Below are 14226 nucleotides of genomic sequence, written 5' to 3'. Positions count from 1 at the left end.
GGTGTCGTCCGGCTCTGCAGATCTGTCAGAACGAAATCTGGACGCGACCGAGGACCCTGTCCGCCACGTTGCCGCGATCGGCAAATCTGTTGGCGTCGCCCGTCCGATCGACGTCAGTGCCGACATAATCCACGCCGAGCGTCAACCGATCACGACGATGCTCGAGCCCAAGCCGCCAATTGGTGTAGCTTCCGCCCGGTCGAAGGCGCTCGGCACGAACGGGGTCGCTGACACTGCCGGTCGAATGGCCGAGTTCGCCGAGTATCGTGAGCGGCGTACCGGGAATACCGGCATTGGCGCTTGCATAGAGATAGACGTTGCTGCCGCCGATCGCCCGCTGCGACGGGGCCGCGGTGGCACCCAGCGTCGCGTATAGTGGACCATAGGCATAGCTTGCCGATACCGCACCCTCGACATAATCCATCCGCCCCCGCGCACCGGCGAACGCATGCCCGATGGCATCGGTGCGGATCCGGACCGCGCCAAGGTCCCAGCCGGTCCCGACGACGAGGTCGACCACCGTATCGGCGCCGTCATGTCGCGCGCTGCCACGCGTCGTCACCGCCCGCGCCGATGCATCGATCGGCCCGAGCGAAACCCGAACGTCCCCGGCGGCGGCGGCGCGCCCCTCGGTCCAGCTCAGGCCCCGCCGCACCTCGTCGGTCATGACCTCGACAGAGGCCGAACGGGCATTCTGGGCAACTGCCGGCGTCACGAGCGCCCAGCCCGCGACACCGAGCACGCCTGCCCGCGTCAGATTCGCGATCATCCGGCGCGCTGCTCGCCATGGATCCGATCGAGTTCGGCACGCAGCATTGCTTCGTCTTCCTGCGCCACGACCATCAGATGACGCTTCATGTCCGCGGTCTTGTCCGCAACTTCCCGCGTGATCGCTCGCCGACTTGCGACGCACCAGCCAGGCCGGGTACCCGACACGCCAGGCTCGCTGTCGATGGTGCGGACAAGGTTCGTCCCCGATGCCGCGACGGCATGACGCGCCACGGTCATGGTTGCAGCCCAGTCGCAGCGCAACGACGACGCTCGGCCGCCGGGCGACACCGCGCCGACCTGCTTGTGCGTGATGGCGACATCACCGCGATATTTCACGGCGACCGGACCCGTGTGATGATCGACTTGATTCTGGTGATCCACGGACATGCCGATCACCGCGCCAGTGGCGGCGAGTGCCAGCCCGGCTGTGAGTAGATACGCCATATGTGCTCTCCTTTTGCTCTTCCGATCACGACGGATCGGGACTGCTGATCCTTTCGGATGATGGATCGGACCAGCTGAGATGAGAGGAGGCAATCAGGCCAGGCCTAAACATCGAGCTACCCCGATGCGGTCCGACATCACGTTCGACCGAAGACAAGCGCCAGAGGGGCCCGGCCCGCCTGTTCAAACTAACGTTTCGGCAGCGAGGGTCAAGATGATTATAGGTAATCACCGCAGCTGTTGACATGAAACGCGCGCATCACGATGTTACGTCGATGGATGCTTTTGCAACCCATAAGCGTTTTCGCGACCACGCCGGCCAACTCGCCGCACGCGATTAGCCCGAGCTCGCGACTGCGTGTCGCTTGAGTTCGGGCTTTATTCGATCTGACCTTTGGGATGCGCTTGGCGCGCCCATGTTCTCGAATAGCGGAAACCGCACAGTGACAGACCATAACTCAAAAACCGACGGGTATTACCGGGGCAGTACGCTATCGCGCACGCAAAACGATGTCGTGACGATGCCGGCCAGTAACGCGCCCGAGTCCGCAACACCGGGCCAGGGTGGCGCGCGGCTCGACCGGTTGAATTTGCAAGCCGATCGATACGAGAGCCGGGATGACATTCAGAACTGGCTCGGCCGGCTCATGGACCTCAATCTCGTCCTTCTCATCCTGTTCGTTGGCGTTCCGGTGCTTGTCTATTGCATCGTCGAGACTGGTTGAACGGTCGTTCGGCTCAATCAGTAGCGCGCCCAACCCCACGCGTCTTGAGCCGGGCGCGCGCATTGCCGCCGCTGAGCATCGTATTCCTACCGCAAGGCATAGCCACCGCGCTTCCCTGACGCACCCCTCCCGCGGCATGATCCGACGATGGTAACGACGCGCAATGAAATCGTGAGGCTCGCCGCTGGCGACGTCCAGGGCTGTTCGGAAGACGGCGTGTCGTTCTATCGCGCCATCCCGTACGCCGCAGCCCCGGTGGGCGAGTATCGGTTCCTCGTCCCCCAACCCGTTCTTCCGTGGGAGACGCCGCGCGACGCGACGGCGCCGGGGGCAAACGCGCCGCAGCGGACGCGACAGGTGCCGGGGCTGGATGCCGCGCCGCTGATCGGTACGGGCTGGTCGAAAGGCGACGCGTATCTGACGCTCGACGTCCTACGTCCCCATGACCAACGCACCGCCCTCCCCGTCATGGTCTTCATCCACGGCGGCGGGTTCGTCGTCGGGTGCAAGGATGCGTCGGTACAGGACGGCAGAAGCTTCGCACGCGACGGCATCGTCTATGTCGCGCTGAATTACCGGATGGGGATCGACGGGTTCCTGCCGATACCGGGCGTGCCGACCAACCTCGGCCTGCGCGACATGATCACCGGGCTCGGCTGGGTGCAGGACAATATCGCGGCATTCGGGGGCGATCCCGCGAACGTCACGGTGTTCGGCGAAAGCGCAGGCGCGATGGCGATCGCCGACCTGCTCACCTCGCCGCTCGCCAAGGGCCTGTTCCGCCGCGCGATCGTGCAGAGCGGACATGGCGGCATGACGCGCGATATCGGCGTTGCGCAGCGTCTGGTGCGCAAGCTCGCGAAGCTCCTCCGCATCACCCCCGATCGCGCGGGCTTTGCCAGCGTACCCCCCGGCGAGGCCATGCTCGACGCTGTCGAGAGGGTCTCGCTCCCGACGACGCGGCTCGACCTGCGCGGTCCCGACGGGCGCGAGCCGGTGTTCGGGATCAGCCGCTTCGTACCCGTCCATGGCGACGACGTGCTCCCGATCGCGCCGCTCGACGCGCTCAGCCAAGGTGCAGGCGCCGAGGTCGACCTGCTGATCGGCAGCAATGCCGAGGAGATGAACCTCTATCTCATCCCCAGCGGTGTCCGCGACAAGCTCGGCACGCTGCTCGCCTGGTTCGTGCTCCGCAAATCGCAGCCGCGCGCATGGGCGGTGCTCAAGGCCTATGGCATGGGCAGCGGAAAGGCGCCCGGACAGGCGCTGACCGATGCGATGACCGACCTCGTCTTCCGCTGGCCCGCGCGGCGGTTCGCCGAGGAGCATCAGGGACGCACGCATCTGTACGAATTCGAATGGCGCTCGCCGCGCTTCGATGGTGAGCTCGGCGCGTCGCACGGCATGGAACTGCCGTTCGTGTTCGACAGCCTTGCAACCTGCACCGGCGAGGACGGCCTGTGCGGCACCAATCCGCCGCAGGATCTGGCGGATCGTGTCCACAGGCTCTGGGTCGATTTCGCGCGCGACGGGTCGCTCCCCTGGGCACCGTTCGAGCGCGACACGCGGATCGTCTACAGGCTTGCCGCCGGCGAAGCACGGTTCGAGCCGCCGATGCCCGCCGCTTCATTCCTTCCCTGACCGGAGCGCCCCGCATGTATCTCGACCGTCTGCGTCTCGATGGCCGCACCGCGCTGGTCACGGGTGGCGCGCAGGGCATCGGCTATTGCTTCGTCGATGCGCTGGCCGAGGCAGGCGCGCGCGTCACGATCGCCGACCGCAATTCCGACGCGATCGATGCGGCGATCGAGTCGCTCCGCGCGAAAGGCCATGACGTCGGGGGCGTTGTCCTCGACGTCACCGACCCGGGCCGGGTGACGCAGGTCGCCGATCAGTTCGGCACGATCGACATCCTCGTCAACAATGCCGGCATCGCGCGCAGCGAGACCGCCGCCGAAGACGTGACCGATGAGCATTGGCGCAACGTCATCGACGTCAATCTCAACGGCACCTTCTGGTGCGCGCGCGCCTTTGGCCGGCACATGCTCGCGGCCGCAAAGGGCAGCATCGTCAACGTCGGATCGATGTCGGGGTTCATCGTCAATCGTCCGCAGCCGCAGAGCTATTACAACGCGTCGAAGGCCGCCGTGCATCACCTGACGAGGAGCCTTGCCGCGGAATGGGCACCGCGCGGGGTACGCGTCAACGCCGTCGCCCCGACCTATATCGCGACGCCGCTCAACGCCTTCGCCAACAAGGACGGCGCAATGTACAAGCGCTGGATCGACGGCACGCCACAGGCCCGCCTCGGAGATCCGGAAGAGGTGGCCTCGGTCGTCCATTTTCTCGCGAGCGACGCGGCCAGCCTGATGACTGGCAGCATCGTGCTGGCCGATGGCGGGTATAGCTGCTGGTGAGCGATCCCGCATACCGGCCAAGCCTAAAATCCGATCGGCATAGTCGTCAGCCTTTCCGATAGGTCGGGTCGGGCGCACAACCTTTCAGACAGGTGAGCAAAGACTCGCCAGCCGTAGAGAGGATTACCGATGCGCCTTCGCACCCTGCTTGCTGCCTCGACCGCTGTCGTTCTCGCGCTGCCCGTGCCGAGCTGGGCGCAAGTCGCCGACACCCCCGACGCGACCGCCTCCACCCCGCCCGGCCAGGCCGCCTCCGCCGCGCCGCAGACCGGCGATCAGGACATCGTCGTCACCGCGCGCAAGCGGGCAGAGACACTGCTCGACGTGCCGATCGCCGCGACCGCGATCAGCGGCAACACGCTGACCGAACGCGGTATCAATTCGGTGCGCGAGGCCGCGGCGCTGACGCCGGGCCTGAACATCGCGAGCGACGGCGCGGGCCGCGCGTTCGTTTCGATCCGCGGCGTCGGCGTCACGCTCGTCCAGTCGGTGCAGCCCGGCGTCGGCCTGTTCATCAACGGCATCTACCAGCCCAACACGTCGTACCTGAACAACCCGCTGCTCGACATCGACCGGATCGAGGTGCTGCGCGGGCCGCAGGGTACGCTGTACGGCAAGAACACGTTGGGCGGCGCGATCAACGTCATCACCCGCCAGCCCTCCAACGCGGTCGAGGCACGCGGCAATCTGAGCTTTGCCGGACCCGATGACAGCATCCTGGCGTCCGCGTCGGTCAGCGGCCCGATCATCAGGGACAAGCTGCAGGTCCGGATCGCCGCCGGCCACCGCCAGCAGGATGGCTTCCTGCGCAATCCGCTGCTCGGCACCGACGCCAGCCCGTTCAAGACGGACTCGCTGAACGGCACGATCCGCTTCGCGCCGGTCGACGACATCGTGCTGACCGTCAACGGCTATTACGACTGGGTGAAGGGCGCGAACACGCCCTATGCGCGCGTCACTGGCCCGACCGACTATTCGCGCAACGTGCAGTTCAACGCACTGTCCCGCGTCGAATATCGCTATCGCGGCGTCAATGCCCGGCTCGAAACGCCGATCGACGCGATCAATTCGAAATTCACGCTGGTCGGCTCCTATGACGCGCGCAACGGCATTTCGCCCGACAGCGACGCCGATTTCGGTCCGCTCGACATCGCCCGCTCGGCCGGCACCGACAAGCTGCGCACCAAGACCGTCGAGGCGCGTCTCGATACCGAGATCGGCAGTACACTGAGCTCGTTGTTCGGCCTGTTCTACAGCCGCGAGACGACCGGCGCGACCGACACGACGCGGATCGTCCCCGCCAATCTGATCCGCCTCACCAACAACGCGACCCAAGCGGACACCTATGCGGCGTTCGGCACGCTGTTCTGGAAACCGACCACGGCCTGGGAAATCGCCCTCGGCCTGCGCTACGACCATGAGAAGCGCAGCGCTAACGGCGACGTCGCGATCTCGGTCGGTCCGGTCAGCCTGCCCCCGACCATCACCAACGCGCAGTTGAAGTCCGACCAGGTCGAGCCGCGGCTGTCGATCACGCGCCACTGGACCCCCCAGCTGATGACCTACGCCTCGGTCGCGCGCGGCTATCGTGGTGGCGGCTTCAACGCGCCGACCGCGCCGATCCGCACCTATAAGGGTGACTCGGCCTGGACCTATGAAATTGGCTCCAAATACGTCTCTCCCGACCGCGTGTTCAGCCTTTCGGGCGACATCTTCTACAATGACTATTCCGATTATATCGGGCTCAACTCGATCGCGCCGGCGACCGGCGGCGGGCTGGTCACGGTCGATCTCAACTCCGGCGACGTCGAAAGCTACGGCGCCGAGCTTGAAGCGACGCTGCGCCCGGTCAGGAACTGGACGATCAACGGCAGCGTGACTTACGTCCATGCGCGGCTCACCGATTCAACGCCATACACGCGCGTGACCGGGCGTACGCTGTCGTCGGACCGGCTGACCTTCCAGCCCGATTTCACGGGCAATATCTATAGCGACTACACGATCCCGCTTGGCGGCAGCGACACGCTGACCCTGACGGGCGGCGTCGTCGCCAAGGGCCGCCGCCTTGCCGGGACGCTCAACCAGACCACGCCGACCTTCCTCAAGGGCTATGCGCTGGTGAACACGGCGATCACCTATCGGACGGGGCCGATTGAATTGGCGGTGTTCGCCAACAACCTGCTGCAGAAGGACTATTTCGACGCCTATATCGAAAAGACCACGTTGCAACTCGCGGGGCTTCCCGCCTCCGATCTCGGCATCATCGGCGACCGCCGCCGTATCGGCGTCCGCCTCGGCTTCAGGTTCTGATCCCATGCATCTCGACACGTCCTTCGTTCGGGCAGCGCTCGACCCCGCATTCCTCGACCGGCTGCGCGACCGGTTCGGAACCAGCCTGCACCTGACCGACGCGATGCTGCGCCAGCACGGTGCCAACGAAGCGCATTTCGATGTCGTCCTTCCCGACGCGGTCGTCTTCGCGCGCTCGACGCAGGACGTGGTCGACCTGGTCACCCTGTGCGTCGCTGCCGACGTCCCGATCGTGCCGTTCGGCGCGGGGACCTCGATCGAGGGCAACGCCGTCCCGGTCCGCGGCGGCGTCAGCGTCAATCTCGGCGAAATGAACCAGATCGTCGCGGTCAACGCCGACGACTTCGATTGCACCGTGCAGGCCGGATGCCGCCGCGAACAGCTCAACGAACATCTGCGCGATACCGGGCTGTTCTTTCCGATCGACCCGGGTGCCAACGCGACGATCGGCGGCATGGCGTCGACCCGCGCGAGCGGCACGAACGCGGTTCGCTACGGCACGATGCGCGAGGCAGTGTTGAGCCTCACGGTCGTCACCCCCGATGGCAAGGTCATCACGACCGCCCGCCGCGCGCGCAAATCCGCCGCCGGCTATGACCTCACACGGCTCTACGTCGGCAGCGAGGGCACGCTCGGCATCATCACCGAGGTCACGCTGCGCCTGCATCCGATCCCCGAGACGATCTCGTCGGCGGTGTGCGGCTTCGAAAGCCTCGAAGGGGCGATCACCACCGTCGTCCAGGCGATCCAGGTCGGCGTACCGCTCGCGCGGGTCGAGATCCTCGACGACATGCAGATCCGGGCGGTCAACGCCTGGTCGAAGCTCGGACTGCCCGAGGTGACGACGTTGTTCTTTGAATTCCACGGCTCGCCGAACGGCGTCGCCGAGCAGGTCGAAATGGTCAGCGCGCTCGCCGCGGACAATGGCGGTGGCGACTTCGCCTGGTCCAACCTGCCCGAGGAACGCGCCAGGCTCTGGAAGGCGCGGCACGAGGCCTATTATGCGGCGGTCGCGCTCAGGCCCGGCGCGGTCGGCTGGACCACCGATGTCTGCGTGCCGATCAGCCGGCTTCCCGAATGCATCACCGCGACCAAGCATGACCTTGCCAGCGCGAGCATGCCCGCGACCATTCTCGGCCATGTCGGCGACGGCAATTTTCACGTGATCTTCGCGATGGACCCGAATTCGTCCGACGAACTGCGCGAGGTCAAGGCGATCAACGACCGCCTCGTCGCCCGCGCGCTTAACATGGACGGCACGTGCACCGGCGAACACGGCATCGGTCTGGGCAAGCAGGACTGGCTGGTCAAGGAACTCGGCGACGCGGTCGACGTGATGCGCGTGCTCAAGCGCGCCCTCGATCCGAAGAACCTGTTCAACCCCGGCAAGATCTTCAGCCTGTGACCGGCGCATCGCCGCCGCCGGCGCCTCCGTTCGCCCGCTCGCTTCTGCCATTGTTCGCGCTCGCGCTGGCGATGATGCTCGGTTTCGCACTGATGGGCTCGTTCGGCACCGTCCAAGAGGGCGCGAAGGCCGAGCTGCACCTCAGCGACTATAGCCTCAGCCTGATCCAGGGGTTGAGCGCCGCGCTGCCGCTCGCGCTCTTTTCGATCCCGATCGGTATCCTCGTCGATCGCCACAACCGCGTGCGTATCATGCTCGTGCTGGTCACGACGTTCGTCCTCGGTACGATACTGACCGCGTTCGCGAACAGCGTCGTGCTGCTGTTCGTCGCGCGGATGCTCACCGGGATCGGCACGACCGGCGCGCTCACCGCGGCGCTGTCACTCTGTGCGGACCTCTGTGCGCCGACTCAGCGAGGGCGCGCGCTGCTCATCATCAATCTCGGCAAGTCGCTTGGTCAGGCGATGGCGTTCGGGCTGACCGGGATCCTGTTCGGCATGGTCGCGCATGGCGGCGCGCCCGCGTGGTTCTGGCAAGCGGCACCGTGGCGCAGCGCGCATCTCATGCTCGGGATCCTCGGCGCCGTCCTGATGGTCCCGCTGTTCCTTATGCGCGAACCCACCCGTCGGGAGGTTGCCGCCAGCACGCATGCACCACTCCGCGTCGTTGCCGGCGAACTCTGGGCACGCCGCAACTTCCTGCTGCCGCTGTTCGTCGGCCAGGTCGGCGTCGTCATGGCCGACGCCGCGGCAGCGATCTGGGCCGCGCCCGTTCTCTCGCGCAGCTTCGGCCTGCAGCCCGATCAGGTCGCATATTGGATGGGGCCGCTCATCTTCTTCGCAGGCTTGCTCGGCGCGATCCTGGGCGGGCTTTCTGCCGACTGGGGTCAGAAAAGCGGGCGACGTGGCGGGCTGCTTATCGGCGCCGTGATCGCCGCCGCGATCGGCATCCCCGCAGCGCTCTTCCCGATCGCGCCGTCGGTGCCGGTGCTCGCCGCGACGCTCGGCACGCTGCTGCTGTGCGGCGCCGTCACTGGCGTGGTGACGTCGGTCGCGCTGACCGTCCTCATTCCCAACGAACTTCGCGGGCTCTGCATCGGCGCGTTCATCGCCATTGCCGGGCTGATCGGCTTCGGCGTCGCACCAACCCTGGTGGCCGTCGCCAGCAGCCTCTACGGCGGCGAAAGCCATCTCGATCAGGGCCTTGCGACGATCGGTACGCTCACCAGCCTCCTGTCGCTGATCGCCTTCTATCTAGCGATGCGTCGCGCGCCCTCGTCCGCGACGAGCGAACCTATCTGAAAGCAGTTGCGTCAGCTATCCGATAGGTTATGGTGGCCTTCTACCTGGAAAACGGGAGGAGAGGCATGATGAAGGCACAGATCGAGGTATCGCCGGAGATGGTCGCGCTTGTCGGTGACGGCCCCGCCGCGCTCGATGACTGGACAGACACCGCGATCGGCTTCAGCTACGTCTTCTCCCCCGCCACCTGCTCGTTCCACCTGGATGCAGACACGGCCGGCGATCTGTCAGCAGCCGATATTGTGTTCATCGTCCAGCGCGACGCGTGCACCCGCATCTTCGGCATGGTGCCCGCCGCTGCGGCGACCTGGCACATGCCGAGTCAGATGCGCGGAATCGCGCTCGCGGTCCGCGACTGTCGGCTCACGGGCCTCGCCGCGACGACGTTGCGCGTCGCCAAGAGCATCGAACTCCTGTGTGCGACCTTCGAACAGCTCGGCGATGGCAGCCTGATCCCGGCCGACGGCACCGGCGCACTGACCGCCTCAGAGGCGGGGCGCATCGCCGCGGCACGCGACCTGATCGACAAGCGCTGGAACGAAAAGCTGACATTGGAGACGATCTCGCGCGCATGCGGGATCAACCGCGCGCAGCTGACGCGCGGGTTCCGGTCGATGTTCGCGATGAGCGTCGCCGATGCGATCGCCGACCGCCGACTGGGCGGCGCGCGCCAGCTGCTGCTTGCGACCGACCTGCCCGTGTCGGCTATCGGCTACAAATGCGGCTATCTCAACAATGCGAGCTTCACGCGCGCCTTCTCGCGCCGCTTCGGCCAGGCACCGACCCAGCTGCGCAACGCCCGGCTCGCCGCATGAGCGACTCGCTGGTCGACCAGGCCGTCCGCCGCGTCCGCGCGCACATCCGCGACCATGATCTGAAGGTCGGCGACACGCTTCCCGGCGAAGGTCATTTCGCGACGGAACTCAGTGTCAGCCGCGCGGTCATGCGCGAAGCCTTTGGCGCACTCGCAGCACTGCGCCTCATCGACGTCGGCAACGGCCGCAAGGCCCGGGTCGGCGCGATCGACGGTTCGGTGATGGCGGCCTCGATCGACCACGCGGTCGCCACGGCGCAGGTCACGACCACCGAAGTCTGGGATGTCCGGCGCACGCTGGAGCTGCGCACAGCCGCGCTAGCCGCCGAACACCGCAGCGATCAGGACGTGATGGTGATCGCCGATCATGCCAGGCAGATGGCGCTGCACGCGAACGATCTCGACCGGCTCATCGGCCACGACATCGCCTTCCACCAGGCCATTGCACGGGCCGGCGGCAATGCACTGTTCCACCAGATCGTCCGCTCGTTCGAACAATTGATGCGGGTCGCGGTGCCAACCGCCTGGGACACGCGCGAAACCGAAGCGCAACGCGACGTGGTCTTCCGCGTACATCAGGACATCGCGCAGGCGATTGCGGACCGGGCGCCGACCGAGGCAGCCGCGCTCATGGATTCGCACTTCGACAATGCGATCAGCGACGTCTTCCGCGGCCAAGCGCACTCGGCGTAAGCGAGCCACGCAAGCCGATTTAGCGGCCTCACATCGAATGCTTCGGTCCTGCGGACGCAATCACGCAAGGTGGGGCAACAGCGCTTAATGCTGGCCCCTTCGACGGGAACCCTGAGGGGCACGCATCTCGGCAGTACGTTAAACCCTGGATGCGCTGCCGTTGATCGGATCCATTCGTCTATCGCTACGGCAACGCCAGCGGAGAAAATTGCCTCATTGTCCGTCCAGTCGCTCGGCGCGCTGACGTAAATGTTGCTTCTATGCGTGTGTCCAGAAACGCAAAAAGCCCCTGCGGCGGTGACCGAGGAGGCGTTGCAAATCAAGTTGGTTGCGGGGACAGGATTTGACCGCTGTAGAACTCGATTCTGCCTGACGAGCAGCGCCATCGTGTCACCCACCGCGGCGGTTTAGTGGACGACTTGACGTAGCTATTTCCCGAAATTCCTCGGGAACGTCTTGTGGCCCAAGCGTTTCAAAGTCTCGGAGTTTTAAGGACGTAAAAATAGCAGACGACAAAAGCAAGACCGACGGCCGTGATCGCAGCCGTGTTTCGGGTAGCGAACCTTACGAGGTCGAGTATTTCGCCCAGAAGCATGGATTGAGTGCGCAGCAGGCGCGTGACCTAATTGCCGAGGTCGGGAACGACCGTGAAAAGCTCGACGCTGCTGCAGGCAAGATAACCGGTCAACGCGGTAGCGCCTGAACACCGGCAAGGTGCTGTCTCAGCGCCGTCGAAATGAGCAGATGTCACCGGCGCCCCGCGACAGCCGGAGCGCAGTGCCCGAAATTACGCGGGATGGCGACCTGCGCCTGCAGGCCTCAGCGGCTTTGGACGGGCGTCCCAAGCCGGCGCATTATCAAGTGCACAGTGTAACGATCGCTTGCGCCGGCCCGACAATCAGGTTGCGGAACGCTTCCGTCTCGCGGCCTTCAGTTTCATCCAGACAGGGGCATGGTCGCTGGACTTCTCCCAGCCCCGGACGTGATGATCGACCTGCGCGTCCGCCAGTCGCGCGGCCGCAGGGGCGTTCAGGAGAAGATGATCGAGCCTTAGCCCGGCATTGCGACCATACGCGTTCCTGAAGTAGTCCCAGAACGTGTAGATCGTTTCGTCGGGATGCTTTGCCCGCAGCGCATCCAGCCAACCCTGATCGATCAAACGAAAGAACGCGGCTCGGACTTCTGGCGCAAACAGCGCGTCCTTGATCCATCGTTCCGGCTTGTAGACGTCCATCTCGGTCGGCATCACATTGTAATCGCCGGCCAGCACGACCGGCGCATCGGTGCCGAACAGCGTGGCCGCATGGGCGATCAAGCGTTCCATCCAGGCGAGCTTGTAGTCGAACTTCGGACCCGGCCTCGGATTGCCATTGGGTAGATAGAAGCCTGCTATCAGGATACCGCCAACGGCCGCTTCGAGATAGCGGCTCTGCACGTCGTCCGGGTCGCCCGGCAACCCCCGTCGGGTCTCGACGGGTTCGGCGCCCCGGGCGAGGATGGCGACGCCGTTCCAGCTCTTTTGACCCTGCCAGATCGCGCCATAACCAGCCGCCTCGATCGCGCTCAATGGGAACTTCTCGTCCGGCGCCTTCAGTTCCTGCAGGCAGACGACGTCGGGCTGTGCTTCCTCCAGGCAGCGCAGAAGCACCGGCAGGCGACCGTTGATGCCATTCACGTTGTAAGTCGCGATCTTCATCGGCGCACCGGGCGAAGAGAGTCGATCATAGGTCGGGCAAAATTTGGTCAGCGCGTCCCCAACCGACCAGATCCTTTGACGCTGCGCGCTTCAGCAGCGCGCCTGCATCGCCGATATGCCAGCCCGATGCGCGATCGAGTTTAGCGAGCTCTTTCCACGTGATAGGCACGGCAACGGGCGCGCCCTCGCGAGCACGAGCGCTGTACGGCATAACTGCCGTCGCCCCGCGCTGATTGCGCAAATAGTCGATGAAGATGCGTCCGGTTCGCTTGGCCTTTGCAAGGGCTGCGGTAAATCGATCGGGTTCGGACTGGGCCAGGACGAGTGCCAAGCGGTGTGCGAAATCCTTCACGGCCGGCCACTCGGCTTGCGGTGTTAGCGGCGCGATGACGTGAATGCCCTTTCCGCCCGTCACCATCGGAAAGGTCTTGAGACCCATCTGGGCCAACACGTCGCGAACATGAAGGGCCGCGGAAATGACGTCCTTGAAATCGAGGCCTTCATCAGGATCAAGATCGAACACCAGCCGGTCGGCCTTCTCGACGTCTTTGATCCGCGCACCCCAGCCGTGGAACTCGATCGTACCCATCTGGACGCAGGTGACGAGACCCTCGGCATCGTCAACGAACAGATAGGGTTCGTCATGTCCGTCCTTCTCGGCAATCCCGACATGGTGGACATCCACGCTCTCCTCACGGAGCCTGAATCAGATCGCGCCTCTCACATCAATGGGTCCTGACCCTAGCCCGGCCGCTGCTAACGCCTCGTCCGCGTGCTTCAGGTGGCGGGTGTGCGCGAAGAAGAGCAAATCCATCCCGCCGCGGATAGCGTCTTCGCGTAGGAACTGGCCCTTTGACGGTAAGATCACGTCTTGCATGCTGCCATGATTACCGAACGGGCTGCGGAAAGCTACAACATGCTTGCGACAGGGGTGGAATGTTCCTTTGTGACCCTTACCGCCTCTGCGTCCTTGAGTTTGCGCGAAGACGCTAAGCTTGCCGGCTAAAACTTAATCTCTAATACCACAGGCATGTTCCCGTGATGCCATTATAATCTGTCTGATTTTTAATCGCTACTGCTTAGCCCCGGCGCGGCAGGCCATTTGTCGGCTCGGGCGGAAGACATGGGCGGTGATCTAGGCGTTCCGCATGTTGACCATTGAGCACAGGCAACAAGTAAGGGCCGAGCCCGAATTTTAGCCAAAGCGAAGCCATTTTACGGCGCAGCCGTTTACGGCGGTGCTGGGCGCATCACGCCAGCGCAGTCCATTGCGGTTCACGAAAACGATGCCGCTCAACACCCGCCGGTCGTTAACTAGCGGCTTACCATGGCTCTTGAGGGAAATATGGCCGCAGGCGCGGCATCTGTTCGTCCGTCAGCCAGTACAGGTCGCTGATCCCACGCTCTTCTCACGGAGCCTGAATCAGATCGCGCCTCTCACATCAATGGGTCCTGACCATAGCTTCGATATAAGAAGCCTTTAGGCATTTAGTAAAAAACCTAGGCTATGCGGCGTTCCTCAAGCCGAGTAGGCTCTCAATCGCAATTCCAAGATTGTTTACGGTGAATGGTTTGAGTAGCCCCTCGTTTTCTAGACGCCTTGAGCCATCAAAGCCTGCTGCCGTTCGAACTCGACGGGCGACAGCATCC

Annotated in this window: 12 protein-coding genes and 2 pseudogenes; 9 read left to right on the top strand and 5 right to left on the bottom strand. The window is 64.6% G+C overall.

What is annotated here, in order from left to right:
• Nucleotides 1–25 precede the first annotated feature (25 nt).
• Together AC0CH3_RS14150 and AC0CH3_RS14145 are read right to left on the bottom strand one after the other, a co-directional pair.
• Complete coding sequence (locus AC0CH3_RS14150) at nucleotides 26–769, bottom strand: TorF family putative porin (RefSeq protein ID WP_354304262.1); 744 nt, start codon at nucleotides 767–769, stop codon at nucleotides 26–28.
• Nucleotides 766–1215, bottom strand: coding sequence for a hypothetical protein (locus tag AC0CH3_RS14145; RefSeq protein ID WP_056024564.1), 450 nt, complete (start codon nucleotides 1213–1215; stop codon nucleotides 766–768). The genes AC0CH3_RS14150 and AC0CH3_RS14145 overlap by 4 nt, the downstream gene beginning before the upstream one ends.
• Before the next feature lie 443 nt (nucleotides 1216–1658).
• Here AC0CH3_RS14145 and AC0CH3_RS14140 point away from each other — a divergent pair, with 443 nt between their 5' ends.
• The 9 genes from AC0CH3_RS14140 to AC0CH3_RS14100 all read left to right on the top strand — a co-directional run bounded on the left by AC0CH3_RS14140 (nucleotide 1659) and on the right by AC0CH3_RS14100 (nucleotide 11583).
• Nucleotides 1659–1940: a hypothetical protein gene (locus AC0CH3_RS14140; protein ID WP_354304263.1), complete on the top strand. Its 282-nt coding sequence runs from the start codon at nucleotides 1659–1661 to the stop codon at nucleotides 1938–1940.
• A gap of 147 nt (nucleotides 1941–2087) precedes the next feature.
• Nucleotides 2088–3581, top strand: coding sequence for a carboxylesterase/lipase family protein (locus AC0CH3_RS14135; protein ID WP_354304264.1), 1494 nt, complete (start codon nucleotides 2088–2090; stop codon nucleotides 3579–3581).
• Nucleotides 3582–3595: 14 nt separating this feature from the next.
• A complete protein-coding gene (locus tag AC0CH3_RS14130; RefSeq protein WP_465238004.1) occupies nucleotides 3596–4357 on the top strand; it encodes an SDR family NAD(P)-dependent oxidoreductase in 762 nt (253 codons plus the stop codon).
• A gap of 129 nt (nucleotides 4358–4486) precedes the next feature.
• Nucleotides 4487–6667 (top strand): TonB-dependent receptor, encoded by a 2181-nt coding sequence (locus AC0CH3_RS14125; RefSeq protein ID WP_354304268.1) that lies wholly within the window; start codon nucleotides 4487–4489, stop codon nucleotides 6665–6667.
• A gap of 4 nt (nucleotides 6668–6671) precedes the next feature.
• Nucleotides 6672–8072 carry an FAD-binding oxidoreductase gene (locus tag AC0CH3_RS14120; RefSeq protein ID WP_354304270.1) on the top strand — a complete coding sequence of 467 codons (1401 nt, stop codon included), beginning with the start codon at nucleotides 6672–6674 and terminating at the stop codon, nucleotides 8070–8072.
• The gene (locus AC0CH3_RS14115; RefSeq protein ID WP_354304272.1) at nucleotides 8069–9373 is read left to right on the top strand and encodes an MFS transporter; all 1305 of its coding nucleotides are present in this window, start codon (nucleotides 8069–8071) and stop codon (nucleotides 9371–9373) included. The genes AC0CH3_RS14120 and AC0CH3_RS14115 overlap by 4 nt, the downstream gene beginning before the upstream one ends.
• A 68-nt stretch (nucleotides 9374–9441) precedes the next feature.
• Complete coding sequence (locus AC0CH3_RS14110; RefSeq protein ID WP_354304274.1) at nucleotides 9442–10188, top strand: helix-turn-helix domain-containing protein; 747 nt, start codon at nucleotides 9442–9444, stop codon at nucleotides 10186–10188.
• Complete coding sequence (locus tag AC0CH3_RS14105) at nucleotides 10185–10880, top strand: FadR/GntR family transcriptional regulator (RefSeq protein WP_354304276.1); 696 nt, start codon at nucleotides 10185–10187, stop codon at nucleotides 10878–10880. Before AC0CH3_RS14110 ends, AC0CH3_RS14105 begins: the two co-directional genes overlap by 4 nt.
• A gap of 430 nt (nucleotides 10881–11310) precedes the next feature.
• Nucleotides 11311–11583 (top strand): DUF3606 domain-containing protein, encoded by a 273-nt coding sequence (locus AC0CH3_RS14100; protein ID WP_327196496.1) that lies wholly within the window; start codon nucleotides 11311–11313, stop codon nucleotides 11581–11583.
• Nucleotides 11584–11778: 195 nt separating this feature from the next.
• Here the strand turns inward: AC0CH3_RS14100 and xth are convergent, their stop codons facing one another.
• The 3 genes and pseudogenes from xth to AC0CH3_RS14085 form a co-directional block, all read right to left on the bottom strand.
• Complete coding sequence (gene xth / locus AC0CH3_RS14095) at nucleotides 11779–12576, bottom strand: exodeoxyribonuclease III (protein ID WP_056024545.1); 798 nt, start codon at nucleotides 12574–12576, stop codon at nucleotides 11779–11781.
• A 25-nt stretch (nucleotides 12577–12601) separates the two neighbouring features.
• Nucleotides 12602–13255, bottom strand: a pseudogene (ligD, locus tag AC0CH3_RS14090) (non-homologous end-joining DNA ligase); the annotation flags it as partial.
• A gap of 564 nt (nucleotides 13256–13819) precedes the next feature.
• A pseudogene (locus AC0CH3_RS14085) lies at nucleotides 13820–13973 on the bottom strand (transposase); the annotation flags it as partial.
• Nucleotides 13974–14226 lie beyond the last annotated feature (253 nt).

The organism is Sphingomonas sp. AC449, from assembly GCF_979253475.1.
The sequence above is the reverse complement of the archived record's forward strand: the minus strand, read 5'-3'. Positions and strand labels throughout refer to the sequence as shown.

Bases quoted from the DNA above. Each gene is read 5' to 3' on its own strand.
- AC0CH3_RS14150 (WP_354304262.1), bottom strand. From the start codon at position 769: ATGATCGCGAATCTGACGCGGGCAGGCGTGCTCGGTGTCGCGGGCTGG.
- AC0CH3_RS14145 (WP_056024564.1), bottom strand. From the start codon at position 1,215: ATGGCGTATCTACTCACAGCCGGGCTGGCACTCGCCGCCACTGGCGCG.
- AC0CH3_RS14135 (WP_354304264.1), top strand. From the start codon at position 2,088: ATGGTAACGACGCGCAATGAAATCGTGAGGCTCGCCGCTGGCGACGTC.
- AC0CH3_RS14130 (WP_465238004.1), top strand. From the start codon at position 3,596: ATGTATCTCGACCGTCTGCGTCTCGATGGCCGCACCGCGCTGGTCACG.
- AC0CH3_RS14125 (WP_354304268.1), top strand. From the start codon at position 4,487: ATGCGCCTTCGCACCCTGCTTGCTGCCTCGACCGCTGTCGTTCTCGCG.
- AC0CH3_RS14120 (WP_354304270.1), top strand. From the start codon at position 6,672: ATGCATCTCGACACGTCCTTCGTTCGGGCAGCGCTCGACCCCGCATTC.
- AC0CH3_RS14110 (WP_354304274.1), top strand. From the start codon at position 9,442: ATGAAGGCACAGATCGAGGTATCGCCGGAGATGGTCGCGCTTGTCGGT.
- AC0CH3_RS14105 (WP_354304276.1), top strand. From the start codon at position 10,185: ATGAGCGACTCGCTGGTCGACCAGGCCGTCCGCCGCGTCCGCGCGCAC.
- xth (WP_056024545.1), bottom strand. From the start codon at position 12,576: ATGAAGATCGCGACTTACAACGTGAATGGCATCAACGGTCGCCTGCCG.